The sequence below is a fragment of the Ewingella sp. C233 genome (genome assembly GCF_055407225.1).
This window is the reverse complement of sequence record NZ_JBUZRI010000001.1, coordinates 1,332,673-1,358,699: the sequence shown is the minus strand read 5'-3', so window position 1 is coordinate 1,358,699 and position 26,027 is coordinate 1,332,673. Positions and strand designations below refer to the sequence as shown.

Below are 26,027 nucleotides of genomic sequence, written 5' to 3'. Positions count from 1 at the left end.
CTCGCTGTTAAATTCGTTATCTGTCCGGCAGTTTAGCGTTTAACGCAAACCTGCGGAACCCTGGGTTGGCAGCTGCATTTCAGCCAGTGCAGGCATCACACTGCGCATCATGTCGAAGAATTTCCTCAATCGGGCTGGATAATACGTTGAATAGGGATAAACCAGATAGACCGGCAGTGGCAAGGCGCTCCAGCCGGGTAAAATCTGCTGCAATCGCCCTTCGGCGATATCTTCCATGACAACCCAGGAGGAGACGACTGCCGCCCCCAGCCCGGACAGCGCAGCCTTACGCACCGCATACAGGCTGTCTGTTGCCAGCCTGGGCGTGATGATGCAACTTTCCTTGCGCCCGTCGCTTTCGTGACGCAGCGTCACCTCGTTGCGATAAAAAGTACTGAATGACACCCAGGGAAGCCGCCCCAGTTCGCTGACCGCGGTCACCGGAGAGTGACTCAACAACTCAGGTGTTGCCACCATAATGCGTGGCACTTCAGCCAGCAGCAGCGCGATCATCGACGGGTCATCAACCTGGCCGACCTGAATTGCACAGTCGATATCTTCAGAGATAAAGTCGGGCGTACGATCGTTAAGCATCCAGTCAATCGTCACTTTCGGGTAACGTTGTAAATAACGGGTCAGCGGTTCAATCATCTGATCCTGCCCGAAAGCGTGCGGTGCACGAACGCGCAGCGTGCCCACCGGTTCATCGCCGGCGCCGTGCAGTTCATCCTCCAGCGCAGCCCAGCGTTCAAGCAGTAATTTGGCCTGCTGGTAGCAGCGTTCGCCGTCGTCGGTGAGTTTCATCGCGTGGGTGGTGCGCAGAATCAGTTTCACCCCCAGCATCCGCTCGAGCGATTGCAACCGGCGGCTGATGGTCGGCTGGCTGGTATTGAGTTGTACGGCCGCGGCGGACAAACTGCCACTCTCAACGATGCGCACCAGAGTTTGCATCAGGTCTATGCGGTCAATCCCGCTGGGATTCAATGTGTTCATACGTTATACGTATAACAGTTTTACCTTCCGGCTGGCTACCGTCTATAACCGTTCGGATGAAAAATAGCGCTCAGGTCATCTCATCCATCGGGAATCACATCATGTCAGAACTTACCAATGCCCCTGCGGCAGAAAACGAACCCGAGCTGTCCGGGAAAATAGTCTTTACGCTGGCGGCGGGTGCAGGTCTCAGCGTGGCATCAATCTACTATAGCCAGCCGATGCTCAGCCTGATGGGCCAGGGAATGCAGGCTACACCATCGTCTGTTGGCATGATCCCCACGCTGACGCAGGCCGGATACGCGCTGGGGATCCTCTTACTGGTGCCCCTTGGCGACCGTTATGACCGCCGCAAGATCATTTTGCTGAAAAGTATTTTACTGGCCATCGCGCTGCTGTTTTGCAGCATTGAACCGGCGATAAACGGCCTGCTGGTAGCCAGCCTTATCACCGGTGTAGCGGCTACAATGGCGCAGGACATTGTTCCCGCGTCGGCAATACTGGCTCCCGCCGCGCAACGGGGAAAAACCGTCGGCACAGTGATGACCGGGTTGCTGGTGGGGATCCTGCTTTCGAGGGTGATCAGCGGATTTGTTGCCGAATATTTTGGCTGGCGGGTGATGTATCAACTGGCAGCGGTGAGCGTAGCACTGATTGGTCTGGCGCTTTGGCGGGTGTTGCCGCGCTTCACACCGGCATCGCGTCTCAACTACTCCAGCCTACTGCTGTCGATGTATCACCTGTGGCAACGCTACCCGACGCTGCGCCGTGCCGCCATCGCACAGGGCCTGCTCTCCCTGGCGTTCAGCGCTTTCTGGTCCACGCTGGCGATTATGCTCAATGAGACTCATCACCTTGGCAGCGCTGTGGCCGGTGCCTTCGGACTGGCCGGAGCGGCAGGCGCGCTGGCAGCACCGCTGGCCGGAGCGGTGGCCGACAAAAACGGACCAGCGCGGGTCACGCAGTTTGGTGCGGCTCTGGTGATGATCTCTTTTGCGGCAATGTTCCTGCTGCCGCTGCTGCCTGCGGAAGGACAACTGGCGTTAATTGCGGTCAGTGCCATCGGGTTTGATCTGGGTATTCAGGCCACGCTGGTCGCCCATCAGACGCTGGTTTACGGGCTGGAACCCGCAGCACGTGGCAGGCTGAATGCCCTGCTCTTTACGCTGGTGTTTATCGGCATGTCGGCCGGCGCCGCACTCGGCAGCTTTGCTCTGGAGAAAGGCGGCTGGCCGGCAGTGGTATTACTGGCGACCGTCGCCTCGGCCGTCAGCCTGACGCTACGCATACTGAGCCGCCGTCTGCACTGATGGGCTGATTGCAAAAAAAAGAGCGCCGTTGATGAACAACGGCGCTCTTTGTCTTTCTGACGCGGAAAATCAGTGCTTGAGAATGTACATCTCCTGACTGTACGCCACGTCTTCAGGATTAGTGATTGGATAACCTTTCACCCAGGGTTTAATCAGGCGGCCGTTAGTGTACTGATAAATCGGCGCGATCGGTGCCTGTTCGGCGATGATCTGCTCGGCCTGGTTGTAATCGGTATTGCGGCGCGCGTCGTTGGTTTCACGGCTCGCCTCGCTGATGGCTTTGTCATAATCGGCATTGCTGAACTTACTGATATTGCTGTTGTGCGTTGAAGTCAGCAGCGACAGGAAAGTCGAAGCTTCGTTGTAATCCCCCACCCAGGAGGCGCGGATCACGTCGAAGTTGCCGGTATTGCGGCTGTCGATGTAGGTTTTCCACTCCTGATTGACCAGCTTAACGTCAGCGCCCAGCGTCTTTTTCCACATCGAGGCCACGGCAATGGCAATCTTCTGGTGACTTTCTGAGGTGTTGTAGAGCAGCGTCAGCTTCAGGGGCTTATCCGGGCCATAACCGGCCGCCGCCAGCAGACTCTTGGCCTGCGCATTCAGCTCTTCCTGCGTGTATTGCTGAAGAATGCTCTTGGTTGGCGTAAAGCCATTGGTGACATCCGGCGTGAAGTGGTAGGCCGGGATCTCACCGGTGCCCAGCACTTTTTCGGCAATGATTTTGCGATCAATGCTGTAGGACAACGCCTGACGCACGCGCGGATCGTTGGTCGGTGCTCGCTGGGTGTTAAAGGCATAATAGTAAGTCCCGAGCTGGAACGGCGTGTAAACCTGCCCAGGAATATCTTTCAGCAGCTTCTGATACTGATCTTTCGGGAAGGATTCGGTGATATCGATATCGTCAGCCAGATAACGCTTGGTGGCATTGGACTCTTTGTTAATGGGCACAAAGGTCACTTTGGTCAGCACGGTATGCGCATGATCCCAATAGTACGGATTGGGTTCGAGCACCAGTTTTTCATTAACTACGCGCTCTTTGAGCACATAGGCACCGTTACCCACCAGATTGCCGGGTTTAGTCCAGTCTTCACCAAACTTCTCCACCGTCGCCTGATGCACGGGGAACAGGCTAAAGTTCGCCAGCAGGCTGACAAAATACGGCACCGGACGTTCCAGCTGCACTTTAAGCTGATGGTCGCTGATGGCCGTTACACCGAGCTTATCGACCGGCATTTTCCCGGCAATGATGGCGTCGGCATTTTGAATTCCGGCCAGCCCCGCAAACCACGCGCCGGAGGATAGTCCCTTCGGATCCACCAGACGGCGCCAGCTGTAGACAAAATCTTGCGCCGTGACAGGGTCACCGTTAGACCAGCGGGCATCTTTGCGCAGCGTAAAGATAAAGGTCTGATTGTTCTGGTTCTGCCAGCTCTGCGCCACACCCGGCACGTTTTTGCCGTTAGCATCCTGATTCACCAGCCCTTCAAACAGGTCGCGGGCCACCTGGGCTTCAGGCAAACCGATCACTTTGATCGGATCCAGCGAGGCGGGTTCATCTTTAATGTGACGGACGATTTCTTGCTTATCCGCCAGTTGGGTTCCTGCCGGAACCTGAGCTGCCGTCGCGCTGCCTAAAGAAAGCGCAATCAGCCCGGCGCAAACGGTGTAAGAAAATGGACGAAACAGTTTTCCCTCAAGCATGAACTTCCCCTGACAAGCAATTGATTTAATGATGTTCAGGAGTTGTATCATTCATTGATTTCATACCCTATAAAAATTCGTGACATATTGGTCTCAGCGCACAAAACTTCAGCGAAAAATGTGCTGAAGGTTGAGAAAAGGTGATAAATGCCCGCCGCCGAACAATAAAGCTACATTCCGGCGGCAAACTGCGGTAAATAAAAGCCATCCTCATCCCATTATTGTTCTGGAACTTTTATGACTGACATTCGCCCCCGTCACCTGCGTGGACGGTTAAGCACGCTGGGTACACCCTACGGTAAATCCCTGCTCGGCGCGCCGCTGATCTACTTTCCGGCCGCCAAACCGGATCACACCACAGGCTTGATTCTGGCCGGTACGCATGGCGATGAAACGGCGGCTGTAGTTTCACTCTCCTGCGCGCTGCGCAGCATTGAACCGGCGCAGCTTAAGCATCACGTGGTGCTGGCAGTGAATCCGGATGGCTGTCAGTTGGGGCTGCGAGCCAATGCCAACGGCGTCGATCTCAACCGCAACTTCCCCAGCGCCAATTGGCAAAGTGGTGAAACGGTGTATCGCTGGAACAGTGCGGCGCAGGAAAGAGATGTGCTGCTGTCTACCGGTGAGAAAGCAGGCTCAGAACTGGAAACTCTGGCGCTGTGTCATTTGATCCACAGACTCGCCCCGAAATGGGTAGTGACCTTCCACGAGCCGCTGGCCTGTATTGAGGATCCACACAGTTCCAGCCTGGGTGTCTGGTTGGCAGAAGCCTTTACGTTACCGCTGGTGACCAGCGTGGGTTACGCCACGCCGGGCTCTTTTGGCAGCTGGTGCGCGGACATCAGCCTGCCATGTATAACGGCTGAATACCCGCCAGTTTCAGCCGATCACGCCAGCGAAATCTACCTGCAGGCGCTGATAGATTTACTGACCGGTGTGGCGCAGTAATGTCACTGTGAGGCGCTGAGATCAATGACGCCGCAGTGGAACGCCAGCGGCGGTTCGACGTCCTGCGCCAGCCAGGTCGGACCGTCGAGGTCAATAAATTTAGCCCCGACGGTGAGCGGTAACGCCGCGCGTACCGCCAGCGAGGTGCATAACATGCAGCCAAGCATGATCTCAAAACCCTGCTGGTGCGCCTGCTCTGCCAGTGCCAGCGCACCGGTCAGCCCGCCAGTTTTATCCAGCTTGATATTCACCATCTCGTAGCGCCCTTTCAGCCGCGGCAAATCCTCTGCCGTGTGGCAGCTTTCGTCAGCGCAAATCGGCAGCGGGTGAATAAAGTTCTCCAGCGACTCATCCTGCCCGGCGGGCAGCGGCTGTTCAAGCATCATTACGCCAAGGTCCGCCAGTAACTGACAGCGCGCCGCCAGCCCTTCGCTTTGCCATGACTCATTGGCATCCACAATCAGCGTGACATGCGGAACGGCGCTGCGGATAGCCACCATGCGTTCGGTGATCAGATGGTCATCGAGTTTAATTTTGAGCAGCGTGGCCCCGTTTTTTTGATGGCCGATAGCCGCCTGCGCCATCGCTTCCGGTGTATCCACGCTCAGGGTTTGCGCCATGCTGATGCACGAAAGCGGCGCGATGCCGGTCAGTTGCCAGAGCGTCTGCCCGGTGAGCTGGCTTTCGAGATTCCACAAGGCGCTGTCGAGCGCATTACGCGCAGCACCGGCGGGCAGAAGATGTTGTAACGCAGCGCGATCCGCGCCCTGCTCAATGGCCGGAAGTGCGCTGGCAATCTGCGCCATCACACTGGCTTCACTTTCGCCATAACGCGGATACGGCGTGCACTCTCCTACACCACGAACTCCGTTTTCTTCAATTTCTACCGCAACCACTCTGGCTTCGGTCCTGCTCCCACGGGAAATGACAAAGGCCGTATGCAACGGCCAGGCTTGCGGATAAAAGCGCACACTTCTCATCGATGGCTCCTGACGGCTCTTTTCGCTGCCTCCGGCTGATGCACGGAGGTCATCACTCAACATAGTTCACTAAAATGATTAGCAAACTTTATATACCAAATTTACATTTGATACCCTAAACTGATTGCCGTTTGTCTCATCTGTACAAAGGAAAATACCATGACCCAGACAGTACATTTTCAGAGTAACCCGGTCAGCGTTGCTGGCCAGCTTCCGCAACAGGGTGACGTTGCCAAACCTTTCACTTTAGTCGCAAAAGATCTCTCTGATGTCAGCCTGAGCAGTTTTGTGGGCAAACGCAAGGTGCTGAACATTTTCCCAAGCATTGATACCGGTGTTTGCGCGGCATCCGTGCGTAAATTCAACCAACTGGCTGGCGAAATCGACAACACTGTAGTGCTGTGTATTTCTGCTGACCTGCCGTTTGCCCAGTCACGTTTTTGCGGCGCTGAAGGCTTGTCGCACGTGGTGACGCTTTCCACCCTGCGCGGCGGCGAGTTCAAAAATGAGTACGGCGTGGCAATCACCGATGGCCCGCTGTCTGGCCTGACTGCCCGCGCAGTCGTGGTTCTGGATGGTCAGGACAACGTCCTGTACAGCCAGTTGGTGAATGAAATCACCACCGAGCCTGACTATGAAGCTGCCCTGGCCGTGCTGAAAAAATAAGCCTGCACCAGCCTCGAACGATACAAAAAAGCCCTGCAAATGCAGGGCTTTTCTATGGAGGGGAAACGGGTAAATTACTCGTCGCTGGTGTCTGACTTCCTGCTGCTTAAACCGTATTCCCGCAGCTTGTTGGCGATGGCAGTATGGGAAACCCCCAAACGCTTGGCCAGCTTGCGGGTACTCGGATAAGTGCGATAAAGGCGCGTCAGCACCGAGCGCTCGAAACGCTTGCTGATGTCATCAAGCGAACCGTTCAGCGCCTCTTCACCCAGCGTCACTTCCGCATCGAAATCAGGCAGAACGATGTCCTGCGGTCGCAGTTCACCACCTTCAAGCTGAGTCAGCGCGCGGTAAATGGCGTTTTTCAGCTGTCTGACGTTACCCGGCCAGCCGTAATGCGTCAGGTAATTTGCCAGTTGCGGCGACAACTTTGGCCGCGCCATGCCCTGCTCATCGGAGAAACGCGCCACGAACAGCTCCGTCAGCGGCATGACATCGGCCTGACGTTCACGCAGCGGCGGTAGCGTCAGGGACAGCACGTTGAGGCGGTAATAAAGATCTTCGCGGAACTCACCGCGCTGCACCAATTCCACCAGATTCTTCTGCGTGGCGCACATCACCCGCACGTCAACCCGCACTTCATGCTCTTCACCCACACGGCGGAAAGTGCCGTCATTGAGGAAGCGCAGCAGTTTAATCTGCATACGCGGCGACATTTCGCCAATTTCATCGAGCAGCACCGAGCCGCCATTGGCCTGTTCGAAGAAACCTTTTTTGCCTTCCAATGCGTTGGGGTAAGCCCCGGCGGCATAGCCAAACAGTTCGCTTTCCACCACATCATCCGGCAGTGACGCACAGTTGAGGCCGAGGAAGGCATTTTTGCCACGGGCGCTGCGCAGATGGCAGGCGTGAGCCAGTAAATCCTTGCCGGTGCCGGTATCGCCAACGATCAGCAACGGAGCGTCGAGCATCGCCAGTTTGCGGGCCTGATCCAGCACCTGACGCATTTTGCCGCTGACGGCCACGATATGGTCGAACTCACTGTCATCGTTAACGGTCAGATCTTGCAGCTGACGCCCCATCCGCGCGGCGGATTTCAGCATCACCACCGCGCCCACCACTTCACTTTCCTGATGTTCATCATCATTAAGTTGAATAGGCGTCAGGTCCATCAGGAAATCCTGAGAGCGAATGACGACACGTTCAGAGTGCGGGCGGTTGCTCTCATGCTCCAGCCAGCGCGTAATGTTGTAGCCAGAGATCAGGCTGGCAGCGGTTTGCTGACGAATCTTATCTTCGTCGAGCTCAAACAGCGCCTGTGCCGCGGGGTTGGCCAGCTCCACTTTGCCCTTCATGTCGATGGAAAACACCGGCTCAGGCATAGAAACCAGCAACGCACGCAGTGCGCGGTGCTCACGTTCGGAGGGCATAAAAGGCACGGTGCGCACGTCGGTCACGCCATCAATACGGCGGATTTCGGCCATAAGGGCGCGGAAAGTATCAAAATCCAGTTGGGAAAAATTCAGGTAAATACGGCCAATAGCGGCAATTTCAATGCCACGCAGATCGATGCTGCGCAGAACCAATAAATCGAGTAACTCTCGGGCAAGACCCAGGCGGTCTTCGCAAAAAACTTCCAGACGCATCAGTGTTGACCTTTTTCTGCCGGTGCGGAAATCGCTGAGGGGCATAATACTCTTTCATGTACAGCCAAAGAAGGGACTGTCACAAAATGTTGACAGAAATATCTACTAAATTTCCTAATCACTGTCATTCATGCCCTTTTACCGTGGCTGCCCTGCGGGCGAACAGACGCGACTGTACAGTCTGCTCCACGTACCATTCAGAAAAAGAATCTGCTACCATCGGCTCCTGATTTCATCGCCAAATGGTTCCCGACTATGAAGTTCGTCTCCTTTAATATCAACGGATTGCGTGCGCGTCCGCATCAGCTTGCCGCGATCATCGAACAGCACCAGCCTGACGTCATCGGTTTACAGGAAACCAAAGTACATGACGATATGTTCCCGCTGGAAGAGGTCAGCCAGCACGGCTACCACGTCTTCTATCACGGGCAGAAAGGCCATTATGGCGTTGCCATGCTGACCAAACAGGAACCTGTCGCCGTACGCCGTGGTTTCCCCGGTGATGACGAAGACGCGCAGCGCCGCATTATCATGGCCGACATCGAAACGCCGCAGGGCCTGCTGACCGTGATCAACGGCTACTTCCCGCAGGGTGAAAGCCGCGACCATCCGACCAAGTTCCCGGCCAAAGAGAAGTTCTACCGCGACTTGCAGGATTATCTCAACACCAGCCTGTCGGTGAACAATCCGGTACTGGTGATGGGCGATGTCAATATCAGTCCGACGGATCTGGATATCGGCATTGGTGAAGACAGCCGCAAACGCTGGCTGCGCACCGGTAAATGCTCGTTCCTGCCGGAAGAGCGTGAGTGGATGGAACGCCTGAAAGGCTGGGGTCTGGTGGATACTTTCCGTGCCGCTAACCCTGACGCAGCCGACAAATATTCATGGTTTGATTACCGCTCACGCGGGTTCGATGAGAACCGCGGTCTGCGCATTGACTTGCTACTGGCAAGCACCCCGCTGGCTTCGCGCTGCATTGCGACAGGCATTGATTACGATATCCGCGCCATGGAAAAACCCTCTGACCACGCACCGGTGTGGGCTGAGTTCGATCTGAAATAAGGTCCGGCCATGAAAGTCATTGACGTGGTGGCGGCCATTATCGAACGTGAGGGCAAAATCCTGCTCGCGCGCCGTGATGCCTCAGGCGATCAGGCGGGTTTCTGGGAGTTTCCCGGCGGGAAAGTGGAAACGGGTGAAAGCCAGCCGCAGGCACTGATACGAGAATTGCAGGAAGAACTGGGCATCACCGCGCAGGTTGAAGAGTGGATCGCCAGTCACGATTTTCAGCAACCGTCACGAATTATTCGCCTGCATCTCTGGCGAGTCAGCGGGTTTACGGGAGAGATAACGTTACAGTGTCACTCGGAAATTGCCTGGGTTGTTCCTTCTCAAGCCCACCACTTTGCGTTAGCGCCTGCCGATGTGCCTTTACTGGAAGCCTATCGTCGTAAATAACATGTCAGAGGCAGAAAAGTGAACGGGGGCGCAGTGTCATACTGCGCCCCCGTTGTTTATCAGTGTTACCCCGTTAATCGGCCACGGCGCCTTTCGTCACTTTCACTTCCTGAGACACCTGCTGCGCCTCTTCTTTCGCGACTTTCTTCGCATAACGCGCCGCCAGCACGGCGCAGACCATCAGCTGTACCTGATGGAAAATCATCAGCGGCAGCACCATGGCTCCCACGGCAGACGCCGGGAACAGCACGTTGGCCATCGGGATACCGTTCGCCAGGCTTTTCTTCGACCCGCAGAAGACAATGGTGATTTCATCTTTGGTGCTGAAACTCAGCCAGCGCGCCACCAGCGTGTTGATGATCAGTACAATCGTCAGCAGCACAATGGAACAGACCAGAATCGCCAGCAGTGACCAGCCATCAATCTGATGCCAGATCCCTTCGACGACCGCGGCGCTGAACGCGACGTACACCACAAGCAGAATCGAGGAGCGGTCGGTGACGTTAACAATCTTCTTATGGCGCTGCACCCAAGCCGCTATCAACGGGCGGCACAGATGGCCGATGATAAACGGCACCATCAGTTGCAGAATGATCGACCCAATCGCATGCAGCGTATCGTTGGTACCGCCCTGCGTATGCATTAGCAGACCGACCAGCACCGGCGAGAGAAACACGCCAAGAATACTGGAGGCAGACGCGCTGCAAATCGCCGCCGCAATGTTACCGCCCGCCACCGAGGTATAGGCGATGGCCGACTGCACCGTCGCAGGCAACGCGCAGAGATAAAGGAAACCGTAATAGAGGGTTGGCGTCAGAATCCCCAACGGCACCAGCCATTTCATGCCTAAACCCAGCAGCGGGAAAAGCGCGAAGGTGCTGAGAAACACCACCAGATGCAACTTCCAGTGACTTATCCCCGCCATGATCGCTTCGCGCGACAGCTTGGCCCCGTGCATGAAAAACAACAGCGCAATGGCGGCCGTGGTCAGATATTCAAAAATCGTCTTATAAATGCCTTCACAAGGGAAGAAAGAGGCGAGCACTACCACAGCAACTAATATCACCAGGAACTTATCAATACGCAGACGTTGCAACCAGGACATGGAGCGTTTCCTTGCAAAAGAATAAAGGGGAATTTAATAAAATCTTAGTCAGAAAATAAAAAACGCGCACCCTCCGCAGTGCGCGCTTTGTCTCTCAGCGCATTCAGTCTTTAGCGACTTTTAATGTTTTCTGCTGTTGAGAGGAGTGGATGCCCAGCTCAATTAACTCCATTACGCGGATAGCGTCAGAAGCCGGTACCGGATTTTTACCTTTTCCGGTGATCGCATCACGCACACCGGCGTAATAGGCCGGATAATCGCCCGGCAGCGTCGGCAGATGTTTATCCGCCTGCACGCCTTCAAAGCTCAGCGTCAGCACGCCATCGCGCTTATCCTGACCCCAGTTTGCCTGCGGCGGACGAACGCCAGCTTTCAGGCTATCTTCCTGCGTATCCAGCCCGAATTTTACAAAGCTGCCCTTTTCACCCTGCACGATAAAACGGGCAGTTTCAGCGGAGGCGTACACCGTACTGTGCAGCACCACGCGGCGGCGACCATAGGTCAGCACCGTGTTAAAGTAATCCACCGCTTTACCGCCGGGACGTACCACAGCGAGATCGGACTGAATGGTGTCCGGCATCCCGAACAGCACCAACGCCTGATCCAGCAGGTGCGAGCCTAAGTCATACCAGATACCGCTCCCCAGTTCGTCGTTTTCGCGCCAGCGCTCCTGGACCTGCGGTTTAAAGCGGTCGTAATGCGATTCGAAATAGACGATTTCGCCCAGCATCCCTTCGTTTATCAGCGCTTTGACGGTGAGGAAATCAGAATCCCAGCGGCGGTTGTGGAACACCGAAAGCACTTTGCCTTTTTCCTGCGCCAGGATGTTCAGCGAACGCGCTTCACCCAGGGTCACGGTAAAAGGTTTATCGACAATCACGTGTTTACCGGCTTGGAGCGCTTGCTGCGCCAGCGGAAAATGGGTGGTGTTCGGGGTGGGGATCACCACCAGATCGATGGAGGGATCGGAGAAGATTTTCTCAGGCGAATCCACCACGGTGACGTTAGGCCAGTCGGCATGGACCTTGGCGGCATCGCTGCTCGATACCACGGCCAGTTCTAAGCCCGGCGTACCTGAAATCAGCGGGGAGTGAAATGTTTTGCCAGCAAAGCCATAGCCCACCAGCCCGACGCGTAGGGTATCAGTCATTTCTTTATCCTTTTATTTACAAAGCTTCAACCTGATTTGACACCAGCAGAGCAGCCGCGACAAGTCTTAAATGTGACAAAGGCCACATCGTGTGGCCTTTCGCAGCAGCAGGTTTCGCAACAACCCGATGTCAGAATTGATACGCAGCGGCGTTTTCCGGTTCAGGCCACGGGTGCGAACGGTAAGGTTTGGCCGGATAATTGATTTCCACGCTGCGGCGGCGGAAGTCACTCGGGCTGACGCCGACCCGTTTGCGAAATACCCGGGAGAAGTAAAGCTGATCGTCATAACCGACCACGCGGCCAATGGTGGCGATGGACTCCTGCGTGGTTTGCAACAGCAGTTTGGCGCGGATCACCCGCTGATCTTCACGCCAGCGCAGAATGTTAATGCCCACCTGCTCACGAAACAGATGCGCAAGTCGCGACGGCGAAAGGCAAACGTGACGTGCCACTTCATCGATACGCAGCTCACCGGCCAGATTGCCGGTAATAAACTGACAGGCTTCAATCACCCGCGGGTCCATGATTTTCTGCGGGCTTTTCGGATCCTCTTCCATCGCGCGTAATAACAGGCGCTCCAGCAGATTCATCCCCAGCTCTTCGCAAAAACGCCGTCCGGACTTTTGCGTCTGTTCGATATTGGCAAACAGACGGTCAAACTCCAGCAGCAACGTATTGTTAGGCAGCGAAAGCCGCCCGACATCGTTGGTTTTGGTGTGCCACTCCAGCCAGTCAGCCCAGTAGGCACGTGGGCGGAAATAGACCCACCGGTGATACCAGCAGTCGCTGTTGGCAGAACGGCCATAGAGATGACGCGCTTTGGGCGGGAACAGCAGCAGGTCGCCGGGATTGCAGTAGAAGGTGTCTTCTCCGTCAAACACTTTTCCCTGACCTTTCACTGTCAGGTTAAGAATAAATCCTTTCATGCCGCCGGGCCGGTCAATGGCGAAATCCAGCGGGCCGTCGGCCAGTATCGGGGTCATCCCTGCCACCAGATAAGCGTTAAAACTGTAACCCGGTAACAACGGGTTTTGCTGTTGATCCTGGATCATGCGGTGATACATCGGGACCTCCTGAAAATCACTCTGGGGCGGGTATTCTTCTATTCTATCGACCGGTGAAAGCGCTGCCAGAAAACGTTGCAAAAATGTGAACAAAAGCGGACTTTTGCGGTATCTGACCCGTAAAAGCGTTAGATGCCGCGTGTCTACTTCGTGAAAGCGTTATCACTAACCTCCTTTATTCTTCGAATCGCGGATGCGCTGGTGGCACGTAATTCCCCAGTCACATCATTATGTATGCGCTTGGTGCGCTGGCGTTTGCCGCCTTCCTGCAATTCACATTATTTTTGGGGACTGATTAAACTACCCTTTTCGCTTTCTGTTTGTAGCGGTCAAATATCACCGCCGCCAGCAGTATCAGCCCGCGCACCACATATTGCGAGAACGGCGAAATGTTCAGCAGGTTCATGGCGTTTTCTACGGTACCCAAAATCAAAATACCGGCCACCACGTAGGAGATTTTACCGATGCCGCCCTTAAGAGAAACGCCACCCAGTACGCAGGCGGAAATCACAATCAGCTCATAGCCCAGCGACGTCATTGGCTGGCCGCTGGTCATGCGGGAAGCCAGAATGATCCCCGCCGCCGCCGATACCAGCCCGGACAGCATAAAGATGATGATTTTGGTACGCACCACCGGTACACCGGCCAGCCGTGCAGCGTCCTCATTGCCGCCAATCGCCAGCGTGTTGCGCCCAAAAGTGGTTTTATTGAGCAACAGACCGAAAATGATCAGGCAACCCACCGTCAGCCAGATCGGCGCAGGCAGACCGAACCAGTTGGCGTAACCCAGCGCGAAGAAACGCTCGTCTTCGATGCCTACCGCTTTACCGTCGGAGATGATATACGCCAGGCCACGCACGATCTGCATGGTGGCCAGCGTGGTGATCAGCGCATTGATTTTCAGCCGGGCGATAACAAAGCCGTTCAGCAAACCGGTCAGCATCCCCAGAATCAAACCGGCACCGACGCCAATCCACAGGCTTTCGGTCAGGTTAATCACCACTGCGGTGGTAACACCGGCGCAGGCAATCACGGAGGCGACAGACAGGTCGAAATCACCAGAGGCCAGACAGAAAAGCATACCGCAGGCCACCATGCCGGACATGGAGATCGCCAGCAGCAACCCTTTCATATTGATAAACGAACTGAAATTGGGGACGAATATCGTACAGGCCAGGAACAGCACGGCGAACACCACCAGCATGCCGTAGCTGTCCCAGATGCGCATAATGCCCTGACCGCCACGGGCGGCGGCAGAGGAGTGCTCCGGTTTACCGGAATTTGTGGTCATAGATGACATAATTTTATGCTCCTGCCGTCAGTTCTGGCGTTCTTAACATCGCCAGCCCTAATGCTTTTTCTTCAGTGGCGTCGTCATGCAGCAACTCGCCGGAAATCGCGCCTTCGCGCATTACAATAATTCTGTCCGCCAGCCCTAAAACTTCGGGCAAATCACTGGAGGCAAACAATACGGCGATGCCCTGCTTCGCCAGCGCATAAATCACGTTGTAAATTTCGTGCTTGGCACCGACATCAATGCCGCGGGTCGGTTCGTCGAGCAGGATCACTTTCATCTCCTCCGACAGCCAGCGGCCCAGAATGGCCTTCTGCTGATTACCGCCGGACAGATTCATGATCAGTTGCTGCGCACTGGGCGTTTTGATATTCAGCGAGGCGATGTGCTTGTTGGCATTCTGCATTTCCCACTTGTTATTAATGAGGCATCCGGCCGTAACCGTTTTGCGCCGTGCACTGATGTTGATGTTGTCCTGCACTGAGTGAACCGGAATGATGCCATCGGCTTTGCGGTCTTCCGGGCAGAGCATGATCCCCTGACGGATGGCATCGGCGGGCTTGCGGATATTGAGCACTACGCCGTCGAGCGAAAGCGTACCCGCCGTGATCCTTGTGCCGCCAAACAGCCCTTTCATCAGCTCGCTGCGCCCGGCACCGACCAGCCCGAACAGGCCGACGATCTCCCCCTGACGCACGCTGAGGCTGATGGGTGTTTTCACACCCGGCGCCTTGACCGCGTCGAGTTGCAGACGGATTTCTCCATGCGGACGCGGCGCGTAGTCATAGATATCGCCGAGATTACGCCCGACCATCGCCTGCACCAGTTTCTCGTTATTCACCTGCGCCATATCATCAAAAGTGCAGACATAACGGCCATCTTTGAAGACGGTGACGGCATCGCTCAGGGCAAAAATTTCCTCCATGCGGTGAGAGACATACAAAATCACCCGCCCTTCGGCGCGCAGTTCACGGATAACGCGGAACAACTGCTCGATTTCGCGGGCCGACAGCGAACTGGTCGGTTCATCGAAGGCAATGATTTTGGCATTACGCGCCAGCGCCTTGGCGATCTCCACCATCTGCCACTGCCCGATAGACAGGTATTTCAGTGGGGTATCCGGGTCGATATCCAGCCCCAGATGCTCCAGCTGAATTTTGGCTTCATAGCGCAGCAGTTTGCGGTTCACACAGCCATATTTGCTGGGCAACTGCCCGAGATAGATGTTCTCTGCCACCGTCATTTCCGGCACCAGATGCAGTTCCTGATAAATAATCGCCACACCGGCGTCCAGCGCATCGGTGGTATGAGTAAAACTCACCGGCTGGCCCTTGATGTGGATTTCACCCTGCGAGGGCTGGTAATTACCGCTGAGGATCTTGAGCAGCGTGGATTTCCCTGCGCCGTTCTCGCCCATCAGGGCGTGAATTTGCCCGGCTTTACAGTTAAACGAGATGCCATCCAGCGCTTTCACGCCGGGAAACGTCTTGCCAATATTGTGAAACTCCAGATACGGCACAGCCGCATCAAACGCCGTCAGCGACGGTTTCAGCAGCGAGGCATTGAGTAAGGCTTGCTGAGTCATAGTAGTTACCTGAAGACGAGAAAATGGGGTCCTGATCATTAACGACCAAATCTTTCCTCTGAATACTTCGGGTTGCAGGCAGGCTACAACCCGAAGTATGACGAGGAAATTACATCAGGCCCTTCTTCTTCAACTCCACCTTGAAGTTGTCGCGGGTAATTAAAACAACGTCGGTCACTTCGGTGAATTTCGGTGGCTCAACGCCTTTGGTCACCCACTCATTCAGCATCTGGATACTTTTGTAGCCATGAATGTCCGGGCTTGGCAGCAGGGAACCGTAGAAGCCGGTCTGCGCGCCTTTAGAAAGTTCGTTCACCGCGTCAACACCGTTGATACCGATGCCGATCACGTTCGCCGCTTTAAAGCCCTGTCCTTCGGTGGCACGCACGCCGCCGAGAACGGTATTGTCATTCATGCCGAGGATCAGCCAGTTTTTCACCTGCGGATGTTGTACTAACAGAGAGTTACCGGCATCCAGCGCGCCCGGAATATCGTTAGATTTGGTCGGCACTTTATATATTTGTTTATCCGGGAAACCGGCCGCTTTCAGCGCGTCCATCGCACCAGTGGTACGGCGGCGTGCTGTGTCGAGCTCATCTGCGGTGATGGCCATTACGCCGGTATCCGCCACATTCCAGCCACGTTTTTGCATCTCTTTATACAGTTCCTGCCCCTGACGCTCACCGATTTTGGTGGCGGCCATCATCACTAACGGGACCTCTTCCATCGGTTTGCCTTTGGCATTCACAAACTGGTCATCGACCTGAATCACTTTCATATCGTAGCTGCGGGCTTTCGCCATAATGGCCGGTCCCAGACGCGGATCCGGCGTACAAATCACAAATCCTTTTGCCCCGTTGGCCGCCAGACTGTCGATAGCGTTCAGCGTTTTTTCGCCATCCGGTACTGCAATTTTGATCACCTGGAAGTTCAGATCCTTGCCTGCTTTATCCGCGAACTTCCATTCAGTCTGAAACCACGGCTCTTCCGGTTGTTTAACCAGAAAGCCCAGCTTCATGGTCTCCGCCATAGCTGAATGTGACATAACGACAGCAAAACCTGCCATCGCTAACGCCTTAGTGAATTTATGCATGATGTTCTCCGACTTTTATTGTTGTCGCTCGCGACGTTGCGTCGAAATCTCTCAGCTCAGTCGCGGCGTGAAAACGTTCTCAGTAGGGTGAAACCAAAAAGCGAACCTGCTTTCATCTGCCTTATAACGGCGTTTTGTGGACAAGATCGCTCTTTTTGCTAAACAGGACGGGGACAGTTTTAACGGGAAATTAACGCTGGAAGGTAGAGCGCTATCACACTTGGGGATTACAGCAGGATCGTGCATAGATATAGCGATTTTAGCCAACCGTTAACTTTTGACTAACCTCACATAAACATCATGAGGAGCAGGATTGTACATACTTGTAGCTAACGCCTCCTCACGCAACACGCTCACCCACGCACAGGATATTCAGCAGACATATTTCATCTATATCTTGGGAGTGAGAAGAATGACGCAAGGTGCAATTGCTCTTGGTCTGGATTTTGGCAGCGACTCCGTACGCGTGCTGGCCGTGGACTGCCAGAGCGGTGCAGAGATCGACACCGACGTGGTTTACTACCCGCGCTGGCAGGAAGGTCTGTTCTGCAACGCCGCGCAGAATCAGTTCCGCCATCATCCGCGTGACTATATAGAAGCGATGGAACAGGCGATTGTGAATCTGGTGGAGCGCCTTGGTAGCGATCGTTGCGCGAAGATTATCGGCATCGGCGTGGATTCCACCGGTTCCACCCCGGCGCCGGTGGATGCACAGGGCCAGGTGCTGGCACTGCGTCCCGAATTTGAAAACAACCCGAACGCCATGTTCGTGTTATGGAAAGACCACACCGCGATTGAAGAAGCCGAGGAGATTAACCGCCTGTGCCGCAGCGGCGACTTCCCCGACTACTCCCGCTACATCGGCGGCGTTTACTCCTCTGAATGGTTCTGGGCCAAAATTCTGCACGTTTCCCGCGAAGACGCCGCCGTGCGCAAGGCCGCGGCCTCCTGGGTTGAACTGTGCGACTGGGTGCCTGCCCTGCTTTCCGGCACCACGGATCCGGCCGATATGGCACGCGGACGCTGCAGCGCCGGGCACAAAATGTTGTGGCACCCGTCCTGGGGCGGCCTGCCGCCGCGTGATTTCTTCACCGCGCTGGACCCGATTTTGGTCGAAAATCTGCCTTATCCGCTGTTTACCGACACCGTCACCGCCGATAAACCGGTCGGTACACTGACTGCCGAATGGGCCCGGCGTCTGGGACTGCCGCAAAGCGTGGTGCTCTCCGGCGGCGCATTCGACTGCCATATGGGTGCCGTCGGCGCCGGTGCGCAGCCTTACACGCTGGTCAAGGTGATCGGTACCTCCACCTGCGACATTCTGATTGCTGACAAAGAGCGAGTGAATGACCGCGCCATCGGCGGGATTTGCGGTCAGGTGGAAGGCAGCGTGGTGCCGGACATGATTGGCATGGAGGCCGGGCAATCGGCGTTCGGCGACATGTACGCTTGGTTCAGCCGCCTGCTGAGCTGGCCGCTGAACCAGGCCATGCATGCCCATCCTGAACTCAAACCGGTTCTTTCCATCCTGCAAAAAAATCTGCTGCCGGATCTCACGGCGGCCTGGGCGGCGAATCCGTCGCTGGATCACCTGCCGCTGGTGCTCGACTGGTTTAACGGACGCCGTACCCCCTTCGCTAACCAGCGTCTGAAAGGGGTGATCACCGACATTAATCTCGGCACCGAAGCGCCGGAGCTGTTTGGCGGATTCATCGCCGCCACCGCCTTTGGTGCGCGCGCCATCATGGAGTGTTTCGAGCAGCAAGATATTCCGGTGGAAAACGTCCTGACGCTGGGCGGCATTGCACGTAAATCACCGGTGATCATGCAGGTCTGCGCCGATGCCATGAACCGTCCGCTGCAAATTGTGGCCTCGGATCAGTGCTGTGCGTTGGGCGCGGCCATTTTTGCCGCCGTCGCCGCTGGTGAGTATTCCGACGTGCCGGCCGCGCAGAAAAATATGGCGTGCAGCATCGAACGCACCCTGTTACCTGACCCGCAGCGCGTGGCGCAGTACCAGAAACTTTATGAACGTTATCAGCAGTGGTGCAGCACCACAGAACCGCTGTTTGCAGCAAAAACGACTCACTGAACCCCCTTCTTAATTTGTGCAGGAGTAATAAATGGACGCGTTTAAACATCTCGAAGTTTGGTTTGCCATCGGCAGTCAGCACCTTTATGGCCCGGAAACATTGCGTCAGGTAAAAGAGAACGCCGAGAAGGTGGTCAACGGTCTCAACAATGAGGCCGGTTTGCCGATTAAGCTGGTGCTAAAACCGCTGGTCACCACGCCGGACGAAATCACCGCACTTTGCCGCGAGGCCAACTACAGCCAGTCATGCGTGGGTTTGATCACCTGGTTACACACTTTCTCTCCGGCGAAAATGTGGATTGCCGGTCTGACTATCCTGCATAAGCCGCTGCTCCAGTTCCATACTCAGTTCAACGCCGAAGTGCCGTGGGATACCATGGACATGGACTTTATGAACCTCAACCAGACCGCCCACGGTGGCCGTGAATTTGGTTTCATCGGTGCCCGCATGCGCCAGCAACACAGCGTGGTGGCCGGTCACTGGCAGGATGGCGAATCTCATCGCCGTATTGGTCAGTGGATGCGCGTGGCTGCCGCTAAAAACGAAAGTCAGAACCTGAAAGTGGCCCGCTTTGGCGACAACATGCGTCAGGTTGCGGTGACAGAAGGTGATAAAGTCGCGGCACAAATTCAGTTTGGCTATACCGTCAGCGCCTTTGGTATCGGCGATTTAGTGGCCGTGATTAACGAAGTGAGCAAAAGCGACGTTGATACGCTGGTCGAAGAGTACGAAGCCACTTACCGCCTGACCGATACGGTCAAACTGCACGGTGAACGCCGTGAAAACCTGCTCGACGCGGCAAAAATCGAGCTGGGCATGACCCGCTTCCTCGAACAGGGCGGATTCCACGCTTTCACCACCAACTTCGAAGATCTGCACGGCATGAAACAGTTACCGGGGCTGGCGGTTCAGCGCCTGATGCAAAAAGGCTACGGTTTCGGTGGCGAAGGTGACTGGAAAACCGCCGCCCTGCTGCGCATCATGAAAGTGATGGCCGGTGGCCTGAAAGGGGGTACCTCGTTTATGGAGGATTACACCTACAACTTCAAAACCGGCAACGATCTGGTGGTGGGTTCGCACATGCTGGAAGTCTGCCCAAGCATCGCCAAAGAACCAAAACCGCTGCTGGATGCGCAATACCTCGGCATAGGCGGCAAAGCCGATCCGGCGCGTTTGATCTTCTCCACCCCCGCCGGTCCGGCCGTCAACGCCAGCGTTATCGACATGGGCGACCGCTTCCGTCTGCTGGTCAATCTGGTCGATACCGTCGAACAGCCGCATGAACTGCCAAAACTGCCGGTGGCCCGCGCCATCTGGAAAGCCCAGCCAACGCTCGCAACAGCGGCTGAAGCCTGGATCCTGGGGGGCGGCGCGCACCACACCGTGTTCTCGCAAGCGCTGGATATCGACCATCTGCGTTTGTATGCGGAATTCCATAATATGGAGTTACTGGTGATTGATAACGACACGACACTGGCGGACTTTAAGAATCAAATTCGCTGGAATGAGGTTTATTTTAAACTTTGCGGAAAGTAATACCGTTTTAAAATCGACTTCAACTTCAACACCGTGGGGTGGCGGCCCGAACCCGCCTTTTTAAATTTAAGGTCAAGGTCGTGGGCACCGGCCCACACCGGGTTAAGGGCAGTAAACGCTGCCCTTAACAATCCTGCGTTTTTTCTATGTGGCTCCTCCAGCTGCGCGGGTCACAATGGCCGTGTTTCGGGCATTAAAGTGATAGCCGAAAAATCCCGCCGCGTTGCGGTCCCCTCCGTTCGGGTTACAACCCGCGCAAAAAGACGCGCGGTTTTCCACCTCTCCTCCGGCGGTACTTTTGAATGCGGCCAAAGCTCTTTAAAATTCAAAACCAGATTGGTTGTAATTTTTTCTTTTCATTTTTTGACCTAGATAGCCGCTAAGGCGCAGTCAAAAATGGCACCGGATGAGCGGTTCGAGACCAAAGGCTCGAATCCCGAAATGCGGGGACGGCGTAGCCGTGACATTTTGCGCCGTGAACGGAAGTGGCTGAAACACGTGCCCTGTCAGCAGCGTAGCTGTCGGTGTCTCATGAAAAAGCCCGGGGGTCCAGGGGGCGGCGGCGACTGGCCGCCCCCTGGTCGGTGTGGGCCGACGCCCACGACCTTGAATTTGAATTTGAATTTGAAGATTTAAAAGCGGGTTTGGGCAGCAGCCCAAGCGCCCGTTATTCGCTAAATAACCTGTCATATACATGTTGCAAATGCCCCTGCATCGCCGCCCTTGCGCCCTGCGCATCTCTCGCCAAAATGGCGTCGGTGATGGCTTGATGATCGGTGTTCATTTCGCGGGCAAAGTCGGTGTCGGTGTAGTGGGTTTCCAGACGCACAAAGCGGCGGGTATTACGTTTGTCCCATAAGTACTCCATCATGTCGCGCAGCACTTCGTTGCCGGTCATTTCGCTGATCATCAGGTGAAAACGGCGGTCCTCTTCCAGAAACGCATCGTTATTCATGTTCAGTTGCGTCAGTTCGTGGTTAATCTCGGCCAGTTTTTCACGTTGATCGTCGGTGGCGTTTAACGCGGCCAGTTCAGCCGTGGTGCATTCATAAATCTGGCGTGCCTTGATGAGCGATTGCAGGCTGAACTCTTCCTCGCTCTGGGTCACCGGTTGCAGCGGTAGCGGGTTGCTGACATAGACACCGTTGCCGGTGCGGATCTCAATCCAGCCCGTGATCTCCAGGGCAATCAGCGCTTCACGAATCGACGAGCGGCTGACGCCAAGCTGTTTGGATAAATCGCGCTCGGAGGGAATCATCTCACCCGGCGCAAACTGACCACTCTTAATGCAGTTGATCAGAACATTTGAAATCTGGCGGTACAGCCTTTCCACTTTTAGGGTTGGTAATTCCATTCTTATTCTCCGGCTGATGCCTGTTTTCTGGTCGGCAGGTAGCATACAAAAATTTCTGTCGATCCGAAAATTGCCAAGCAGATCACATTAATGATCCTTTTCATACTGAATGATGTACCGGTCAGGTGGCCTGACCACCCTACCACCTGACCATGCAACGTTTGTAGATTGAACTTCCAACCTGCACGGCGTCAAGAAAACTAAAACTAGTGATGTCACAGATTGCGCATTTTTCACCAGAACCGCGCAGGACGATTGATGATATCCGCCTTATGAAAGGACCTGCTATGTCTTCTTCCTCTGTTGAACAGGCTCTGCCGCAGAACATCGCCAGATCGCAAAAAATTAAACGTATTCAGACCATTTCCCTTACCCTGCTGTTTTTAGCCGGGATCATTAACTTCCTCGACCGCGGCTCGCTGTCGATTGCCAATCAGGCCATCCGTGCGGATCTCGGTCTGTCAGCGACCGAGTTTGGTTTCCTGCTCTCGGCATTCTCGCTCTCTTACGGGATTTCACAGTTGCCGAGCGGCATCCTGCTGGACCGCTTCGGCCCGCGCGTGGTTCTCGGCGGTGGCCTGCTGTTCTGGTCAGCCATGCAGGCACTGGCGGGCAGCGTAAACAGTTTCAGCCACTTTATTATGCTGCGCATCGGTCTGGGCATCGGCGAAGCGCCGTTTATGCCAAGCGGCGTGAAGGTGGTCAACGACTGGTTTAACGTCAAAAAACGCGGACTGCCGATGGGCATCTTTAACTCATCAACCACGCTCGGGCAGGCCTTCGCCCCGCCGATTCTGGTGGCGCTGATGCTGGCCTTTGGCTGGCGCATGATGTTTGTGATCATCGGCGTAGCCGGGATTGCCGTCGCCATTTGCTGGTACGCCTGGTACCGCAACCGCGACCAGATGAACCTCAGCGCTGAAGATCAGGCCTATCTGGACGAGGGCAGCAAACCGACCGCCAAAACGCGTCTGAGCTTTGCCGAATGGGGTTCGCTGTTCAAACGCCGCACCGTCTGGGGCATGATTTTAGGCTTCAGCGGCGTGAACTACACCGGCTGGCTCTATCTGGCGTGGTTACCGGGATACTTGCAGGCGGAACGCGGCCTGAGCCTGGCAAATACCGGTTGGGTGGCAGCAATTCCCTTCCTGTTTGGTTCGCTCGGGATGCTGGTGAACGGCGTCGTTGCCGACAAACTGGCTAACAAAGGCTACTCACTGCTTAAAAGCCGCAAGGCGTTGATCTGCTTCGGGCTGGTCTGTTCTGCCGCCTGCACCCTGCTGGTTATCCAGTCAAGCAGCACGGCGATGGCCGTCGCATTCATCAGTATGGCGCTGTTCTTCATTCACTTTGCCGGTACGTCAGCGTGGGGTCTGGTGCAGGTCATCACCCCGTCACGCATGGTGGCCTCGGTCAGCAGCATTCAGAACTTCGGCAGTTTCATTTTTGCCTCCTTCGCACCGATTATTACCGGCTGGGTACTGGATACCACCGGATCATTTAACTGGGCGCTGGTGGTCTGTTCCTGCGTGACCTTCGCGGGCGCACTTTCTTACTTCTTTATCGTCAAAGATCCGATCGAGTCGGCTGAATAGCCCTTTATTGTCTGTAACACTGATTGTCTGAAATTTTTATTGTTTGAAAAATTGGTTAAAGCTAAACACACACATTTGAGCACAAGGAGTTTCACATGGAACAAACATGGCGCTGGTATGGCCCGAAAGATCCGGTCTCACTGGATGACGTAAGACAGGCTGGAGCAACCGGCGTAGTGACCGCCCTGCATCACATTGCTAATGGCGAAGTCTGGCCGGTTGAAGAAATTAAAAAACGTCAGGCCGAACTGGCAGCGAAAAATCTGGTGTGGTCGGTAGTCGAAAGCATCCCGGTGCACGAAGAGATCAAAACCCGCAGCGGAGACGTCGAAAAGCACATCGCCAATTACCAGCAGTCCATCCGCAATCTGGCGGCCTGCGGTATTGATACGGTCTGCTACAACTTCATGCCGGTTCTGGACTGGACCCGCACCGATCTGGGCTATCTGCTGCCGGACGGTTCACGCGCCCTGCGTTTTGACCACATCGCCTTTGCTGCTTTCGAATTGCACCTGCTGCAACGCGAAGGGGCAAAAGAGTATTACTCTGCCGGCGAGCAGGCACAGGCGGCGGCCTACTTTAAAGCGATGAGCGACGCGGAAAAAGAGACGCTAACCGCCAATATCATCGCCGGTTTGCCGGGCGCTGAAGAAGGTTACACGCTGGACCAGTTCCGCGCCCGTCTGGCGACCTACGACGGTATCGACAAAGCTAAACTGCGCGAAAATATGGCGCACTTCCTGCGCAGTATCGTGCCGGTGGCCGAGCAGCACGGTCTGAAACTGGCCGTGCATCCAGATGACCCTCCGCGCCCGATCCTCGGCCTGCCGCGTATTGTGTCAACCATCGAAGACATGCAATGGCTGAAAGAGACGGTAGACAGTATTCACAACGGGTTCTGTTTCTGCACTGGCTCCTACGGCGTGCGCGAAGATAATGATCTGGTGAAGATGATGACGACCTTTGCTGACCGCGTGCATTTCATCCATCTGCGCGCCACCCAGCGTGAAGCCACGCCGGGCAGCTTCCATGAAGCCGATCATCTGGACGGTGATGTTGATATGGTGGCGGTGATCAAAGCGATTCTGACCGAAGAACAGAAACGTCAGCGAGCGGGCAATCTGCGCCCTATCCCTATGCGCCCGGACCACGGCCATCAGATGCTCGATGACCTGCATAAAAAGACCAATCCCGGTTATTCGGCGATTGGTCGTCTCAGAGGGCTGGCTGAACTGCGCGGCGTTGAACGTGCATTGAAGCAGACGCTGTTTGCTGAGTAATAGCGATATCCTCCCCTGCAAAGGGGAGGAATTTTTACTCCCCCCAGGTTCTTTCCAGCACGTTGACCCAGTTTTTATGGGCAATCTTGCCGATCAGCGCTTCTCCATAACCGGCCTCACGCATCGCGTTAATCAGCACCGGTAAACCGCTCACATCTTTCATGAAAGGGGCCATCGAGGCACCGTCAAAATCTGAACCAAAGCCCACGTGATCTTCACCCAGTTTTTCCACCAGATAATCCAGATGACGCAGATAGTCCCCTGTGCCGGTATCCGCATCACGCGTGCCGTCGGCCCGCAGGAACGGCGTGGCGAAGTTCAGGCCGACAAAGCCCTGCGTCTCCTTAATGGCTTCCAGCTGGCGGTCGGTCAGATTGCGCGACTGCGCGCAAAGCGAAAACGCGTTGGAATGGCTGGCGACCAGCGGTGCATCTGAAATTTCTGCCACCTGCCAGAAGCCTTTTTCATTCAGATGCGACAAATCCACCATGATGCGTTTGCGGTTACAGGCTTCAACCAGTTTCACGCCAAGGTCGGTCAGCCCCGGTCCGGTATCCGGCGAGGTGTTGAATTTAAACGGCACGCCGTGGCCGAAGATGTTCGGGCGGCTCCACACCGGCCCGAGCGTGCGCAGCCCCATCTGGTAGAGCACATCGAGCGTGTAGAGATCCGGATCGATGCCCTCGGCCCCTTCGATATGCATAACGACAGCTAATGCCTGATTTTGCATCGCCTCTCGGATCGCTTTCGCGCTGCGGCAAATTTTCACCGCCCCCTTCGACTCCGCTTCAATACGCAGCAAAAAAGCCATCATGCCAATTGTGACGTCACGCGCAAATTCGAAAGAAGGTGTCGGAGAAAAATCCGCATGTTTTTGAGTACCTTCCAGTAAAAAACGTGGGTCGATGGTGAGATCCGGCACGCTACTTGCAGAGTCAAAACGTGGAGACGGCACCCAGGCGGCAAAAAGCCCGCCGGCAAAGCCTGCTTCACGGCAGCGCGGCAAATCCATCTGTCCGCTGGCGGGACCATTAAGGAAAGTCTGGGCCGGATTTTCGCGATGTTCATTCCAAAGTTGCAATAAAACATCGTTATGTCCGTCAAATACCGGCATTAAGCCTTCAGTTTCATGCGCTACGTTATTCATAAAAAAGGTCTACCCTTGGTT

At 55.3% G+C, this 26,027-nt stretch carries 21 protein-coding genes; 9 read left to right on the top strand and 12 right to left on the bottom strand.

The window, feature by feature from the left end; all coding sequences use genetic code 11:
- Positions 1 to 39: 39 nt before the first annotated feature.
- On the bottom strand, positions 40 to 993 hold the full coding sequence (locus tag ACZRKO_RS06165) for a LysR family transcriptional regulator (protein WP_463736340.1): 954 nt from the start codon (positions 991 to 993) through the stop codon (positions 40 to 42).
- Positions 994 to 1,094: 101 nt separating this feature from the next.
- Here ACZRKO_RS06165 and ACZRKO_RS06160 point away from each other — a divergent pair, with 101 nt between their 5' ends.
- Complete coding sequence (locus ACZRKO_RS06160) at positions 1,095 to 2,303, top strand: MFS transporter (RefSeq protein WP_463736339.1); 1,209 nt, start codon at positions 1,095 to 1,097, stop codon at positions 2,301 to 2,303.
- A 69-nt stretch (positions 2,304 to 2,372) separates the two neighbouring features.
- Here the strand turns inward: ACZRKO_RS06160 and ACZRKO_RS06155 are convergent, their stop codons facing one another.
- Positions 2,373 to 4,007, bottom strand: coding sequence for an ABC transporter substrate-binding protein (locus ACZRKO_RS06155; protein ID WP_463736338.1), 1,635 nt, complete (start codon positions 4,005 to 4,007; stop codon positions 2,373 to 2,375).
- Positions 4,008 to 4,244: 237 nt separating this feature from the next.
- Between ACZRKO_RS06155 and mpaA the strand changes: the two genes are divergently transcribed.
- Positions 4,245 to 4,955 (top strand): murein tripeptide amidase MpaA, encoded by a 711-nt coding sequence (gene mpaA / locus ACZRKO_RS06150; protein ID WP_463736337.1) that lies wholly within the window; start codon positions 4,245 to 4,247, stop codon positions 4,953 to 4,955.
- Between the two features lie 2 nt (positions 4,956 to 4,957).
- Here the strand turns inward: mpaA and ycjG are convergent, their stop codons facing one another.
- Positions 4,958 to 5,935, bottom strand: a complete 978-nt coding sequence (gene ycjG / locus ACZRKO_RS06145; protein WP_463736336.1) for an L-Ala-D/L-Glu epimerase — start codon at positions 5,933 to 5,935, stop codon at positions 4,958 to 4,960.
- A gap of 159 nt (positions 5,936 to 6,094) precedes the next feature.
- On the opposite strand from ycjG, the gene tpx reads away from it, so the two are divergent.
- On the top strand, positions 6,095 to 6,601 hold the full coding sequence (gene tpx / locus ACZRKO_RS06140; RefSeq protein WP_463736335.1) for a thiol peroxidase: 507 nt from the start codon (positions 6,095 to 6,097) through the stop codon (positions 6,599 to 6,601).
- Positions 6,602 to 6,675: 74 nt separating this feature from the next.
- Here the strand turns inward: tpx and tyrR are convergent, their stop codons facing one another.
- Positions 6,676 to 8,247, bottom strand: coding sequence for a transcriptional regulator TyrR (gene tyrR / locus ACZRKO_RS06135; protein WP_463736334.1), 1,572 nt, complete (start codon positions 8,245 to 8,247; stop codon positions 6,676 to 6,678).
- 255 nt (positions 8,248 to 8,502) lie between these two features.
- Here tyrR and xthA point away from each other — a divergent pair, with 255 nt between their 5' ends.
- On the top strand, positions 8,503 to 9,312 hold the full coding sequence (gene xthA, locus ACZRKO_RS06130; protein ID WP_463736333.1) for an exodeoxyribonuclease III: 810 nt from the start codon (positions 8,503 to 8,505) through the stop codon (positions 9,310 to 9,312).
- A gap of 9 nt (positions 9,313 to 9,321) precedes the next feature.
- Positions 9,322 to 9,708 carry a pyrimidine (deoxy)nucleoside triphosphate diphosphatase gene (locus ACZRKO_RS06125; protein ID WP_463736332.1) on the top strand — a complete coding sequence of 129 codons (387 nt, stop codon included), beginning with the start codon at positions 9,322 to 9,324 and terminating at the stop codon, positions 9,706 to 9,708.
- A gap of 73 nt (positions 9,709 to 9,781) precedes the next feature.
- On the opposite strand, the gene ACZRKO_RS06120 is transcribed toward ACZRKO_RS06125, so the two are convergent.
- From ACZRKO_RS06120 to ACZRKO_RS06095, 6 genes are all read right to left on the bottom strand, one after another.
- Entirely contained in the window at positions 9,782 to 10,813 is a 1,032-nt protein-coding gene (locus tag ACZRKO_RS06120) for a bile acid:sodium symporter family protein (RefSeq protein ID WP_463736331.1), read from the bottom strand.
- 103 nt (positions 10,814 to 10,916) lie between these two features.
- Positions 10,917 to 11,963, bottom strand: a complete 1,047-nt coding sequence (locus ACZRKO_RS06115) for an oxidoreductase (RefSeq protein WP_463736330.1) — start codon at positions 11,961 to 11,963, stop codon at positions 10,917 to 10,919.
- Between the two features lie 130 nt (positions 11,964 to 12,093).
- On the bottom strand, positions 12,094 to 13,029 hold the full coding sequence (araC, locus tag ACZRKO_RS06110) for an arabinose operon transcriptional regulator AraC (protein ID WP_463736329.1): 936 nt from the start codon (positions 13,027 to 13,029) through the stop codon (positions 12,094 to 12,096).
- A 295-nt stretch (positions 13,030 to 13,324) separates the two neighbouring features.
- Complete coding sequence (gene araH / locus ACZRKO_RS06105) at positions 13,325 to 14,329, bottom strand: L-arabinose ABC transporter permease AraH (protein WP_463736328.1); 1,005 nt, start codon at positions 14,327 to 14,329, stop codon at positions 13,325 to 13,327.
- Positions 14,330 to 14,333: 4 nt separating this feature from the next.
- Positions 14,334 to 15,908: an L-arabinose ABC transporter ATP-binding protein AraG gene (gene araG, locus ACZRKO_RS06100; protein WP_463736327.1), complete on the bottom strand. Its 1,575-nt coding sequence runs from the start codon at positions 15,906 to 15,908 to the stop codon at positions 14,334 to 14,336.
- A 109-nt stretch (positions 15,909 to 16,017) separates the two neighbouring features.
- Positions 16,018 to 17,001 (bottom strand): arabinose ABC transporter substrate-binding protein, encoded by a 984-nt coding sequence (locus ACZRKO_RS06095; protein ID WP_463736326.1) that lies wholly within the window; start codon positions 16,999 to 17,001, stop codon positions 16,018 to 16,020.
- 412 nt (positions 17,002 to 17,413) lie between these two features.
- Here ACZRKO_RS06095 and ACZRKO_RS06090 point away from each other — a divergent pair, with 412 nt between their 5' ends.
- Entirely contained in the window at positions 17,414 to 19,093 is a 1,680-nt protein-coding gene (locus ACZRKO_RS06090) for a ribulokinase (RefSeq protein ID WP_463737487.1), read from the top strand.
- Between the two features lie 31 nt (positions 19,094 to 19,124).
- Complete coding sequence (araA, locus tag ACZRKO_RS06085) at positions 19,125 to 20,630, top strand: L-arabinose isomerase (protein ID WP_463736325.1); 1,506 nt, start codon at positions 19,125 to 19,127, stop codon at positions 20,628 to 20,630.
- Between the two features lie 667 nt (positions 20,631 to 21,297).
- Here the strand turns inward: araA and ACZRKO_RS06080 are convergent.
- Positions 21,298 to 21,984 (bottom strand): FadR/GntR family transcriptional regulator, encoded by a 687-nt coding sequence (locus ACZRKO_RS06080; RefSeq protein ID WP_463736324.1) that lies wholly within the window; start codon positions 21,982 to 21,984, stop codon positions 21,298 to 21,300.
- 287 nt (positions 21,985 to 22,271) lie between these two features.
- On the opposite strand from ACZRKO_RS06080, the gene ACZRKO_RS06075 reads away from it, so the two are divergent.
- Together ACZRKO_RS06075 and uxuA are read left to right on the top strand one after the other, a co-directional pair.
- The gene (locus tag ACZRKO_RS06075; RefSeq protein WP_463736323.1) at positions 22,272 to 23,579 is read left to right on the top strand and encodes an MFS transporter; all 1,308 of its coding nucleotides are present in this window, start codon (positions 22,272 to 22,274) and stop codon (positions 23,577 to 23,579) included.
- A 95-nt stretch (positions 23,580 to 23,674) separates the two neighbouring features.
- The gene (gene uxuA, locus ACZRKO_RS06070; RefSeq protein ID WP_463736322.1) at positions 23,675 to 24,859 is read left to right on the top strand and encodes a mannonate dehydratase; all 1,185 of its coding nucleotides are present in this window, start codon (positions 23,675 to 23,677) and stop codon (positions 24,857 to 24,859) included.
- A 34-nt stretch (positions 24,860 to 24,893) separates the two neighbouring features.
- Here uxuA and ACZRKO_RS06065 read toward each other — a convergent pair whose 3' ends face one another.
- On the bottom strand, positions 24,894 to 26,006 hold the full coding sequence (locus ACZRKO_RS06065; RefSeq protein ID WP_463736321.1) for a dipeptidase: 1,113 nt from the start codon (positions 26,004 to 26,006) through the stop codon (positions 24,894 to 24,896).
- Between the last annotated feature and the right edge of the window lie 21 nt (positions 26,007 to 26,027).

What these genes read in the sequence shown, in the direction of transcription:
- ACZRKO_RS06080 (WP_463736324.1), bottom strand. Translation starts at nt 21,984, where the DNA reads ATGGAATTACCAACCCTAAAAGTGGAAAGGCTGTACCGCCAGATTTCA.
- araH (WP_463736328.1), bottom strand. Translation starts at nt 14,329, where the DNA reads ATGTCATCTATGACCACAAATTCCGGTAAACCGGAGCACTCCTCTGCC.
- ACZRKO_RS06120 (WP_463736331.1), bottom strand. Translation starts at nt 10,813, where the DNA reads ATGTCCTGGTTGCAACGTCTGCGTATTGATAAGTTCCTGGTGATATTA.
- ACZRKO_RS06125 (WP_463736332.1), top strand. Translation starts at nt 9,322, where the DNA reads ATGAAAGTCATTGACGTGGTGGCGGCCATTATCGAACGTGAGGGCAAA.
- ACZRKO_RS06155 (WP_463736338.1), bottom strand. Translation starts at nt 4,007, where the DNA reads ATGCTTGAGGGAAAACTGTTTCGTCCATTTTCTTACACCGTTTGCGCC.
- tpx (WP_463736335.1), top strand. Translation starts at nt 6,095, where the DNA reads ATGACCCAGACAGTACATTTTCAGAGTAACCCGGTCAGCGTTGCTGGC.
- uxuA (WP_463736322.1), top strand. Translation starts at nt 23,675, where the DNA reads ATGGAACAAACATGGCGCTGGTATGGCCCGAAAGATCCGGTCTCACTG.
- ACZRKO_RS06160 (WP_463736339.1), top strand. Translation starts at nt 1,095, where the DNA reads ATGTCAGAACTTACCAATGCCCCTGCGGCAGAAAACGAACCCGAGCTG.
- ACZRKO_RS06075 (WP_463736323.1), top strand. Translation starts at nt 22,272, where the DNA reads ATGTCTTCTTCCTCTGTTGAACAGGCTCTGCCGCAGAACATCGCCAGA.
- ACZRKO_RS06165 (WP_463736340.1), bottom strand. Translation starts at nt 993, where the DNA reads ATGAACACATTGAATCCCAGCGGGATTGACCGCATAGACCTGATGCAA.
- araA (WP_463736325.1), top strand. Translation starts at nt 19,125, where the DNA reads ATGGACGCGTTTAAACATCTCGAAGTTTGGTTTGCCATCGGCAGTCAG.
- mpaA (WP_463736337.1), top strand. Translation starts at nt 4,245, where the DNA reads ATGACTGACATTCGCCCCCGTCACCTGCGTGGACGGTTAAGCACGCTG.
- xthA (WP_463736333.1), top strand. Translation starts at nt 8,503, where the DNA reads ATGAAGTTCGTCTCCTTTAATATCAACGGATTGCGTGCGCGTCCGCAT.
- tyrR (WP_463736334.1), bottom strand. Translation starts at nt 8,247, where the DNA reads ATGCGTCTGGAAGTTTTTTGCGAAGACCGCCTGGGTCTTGCCCGAGAG.
- araC (WP_463736329.1), bottom strand. Translation starts at nt 13,029, where the DNA reads ATGTATCACCGCATGATCCAGGATCAACAGCAAAACCCGTTGTTACCG.
- ACZRKO_RS06095 (WP_463736326.1), bottom strand. Translation starts at nt 17,001, where the DNA reads ATGCATAAATTCACTAAGGCGTTAGCGATGGCAGGTTTTGCTGTCGTT.
- ACZRKO_RS06090 (WP_463737487.1), top strand. Translation starts at nt 17,414, where the DNA reads ATGACGCAAGGTGCAATTGCTCTTGGTCTGGATTTTGGCAGCGACTCC.
- ACZRKO_RS06065 (WP_463736321.1), bottom strand. Translation starts at nt 26,006, where the DNA reads ATGAATAACGTAGCGCATGAAACTGAAGGCTTAATGCCGGTATTTGAC.
- ACZRKO_RS06115 (WP_463736330.1), bottom strand. Translation starts at nt 11,963, where the DNA reads ATGACTGATACCCTACGCGTCGGGCTGGTGGGCTATGGCTTTGCTGGC.
- araG (WP_463736327.1), bottom strand. Translation starts at nt 15,908, where the DNA reads ATGACTCAGCAAGCCTTACTCAATGCCTCGCTGCTGAAACCGTCGCTG.
- ycjG (WP_463736336.1), bottom strand. Translation starts at nt 5,935, where the DNA reads ATGAGAAGTGTGCGCTTTTATCCGCAAGCCTGGCCGTTGCATACGGCC.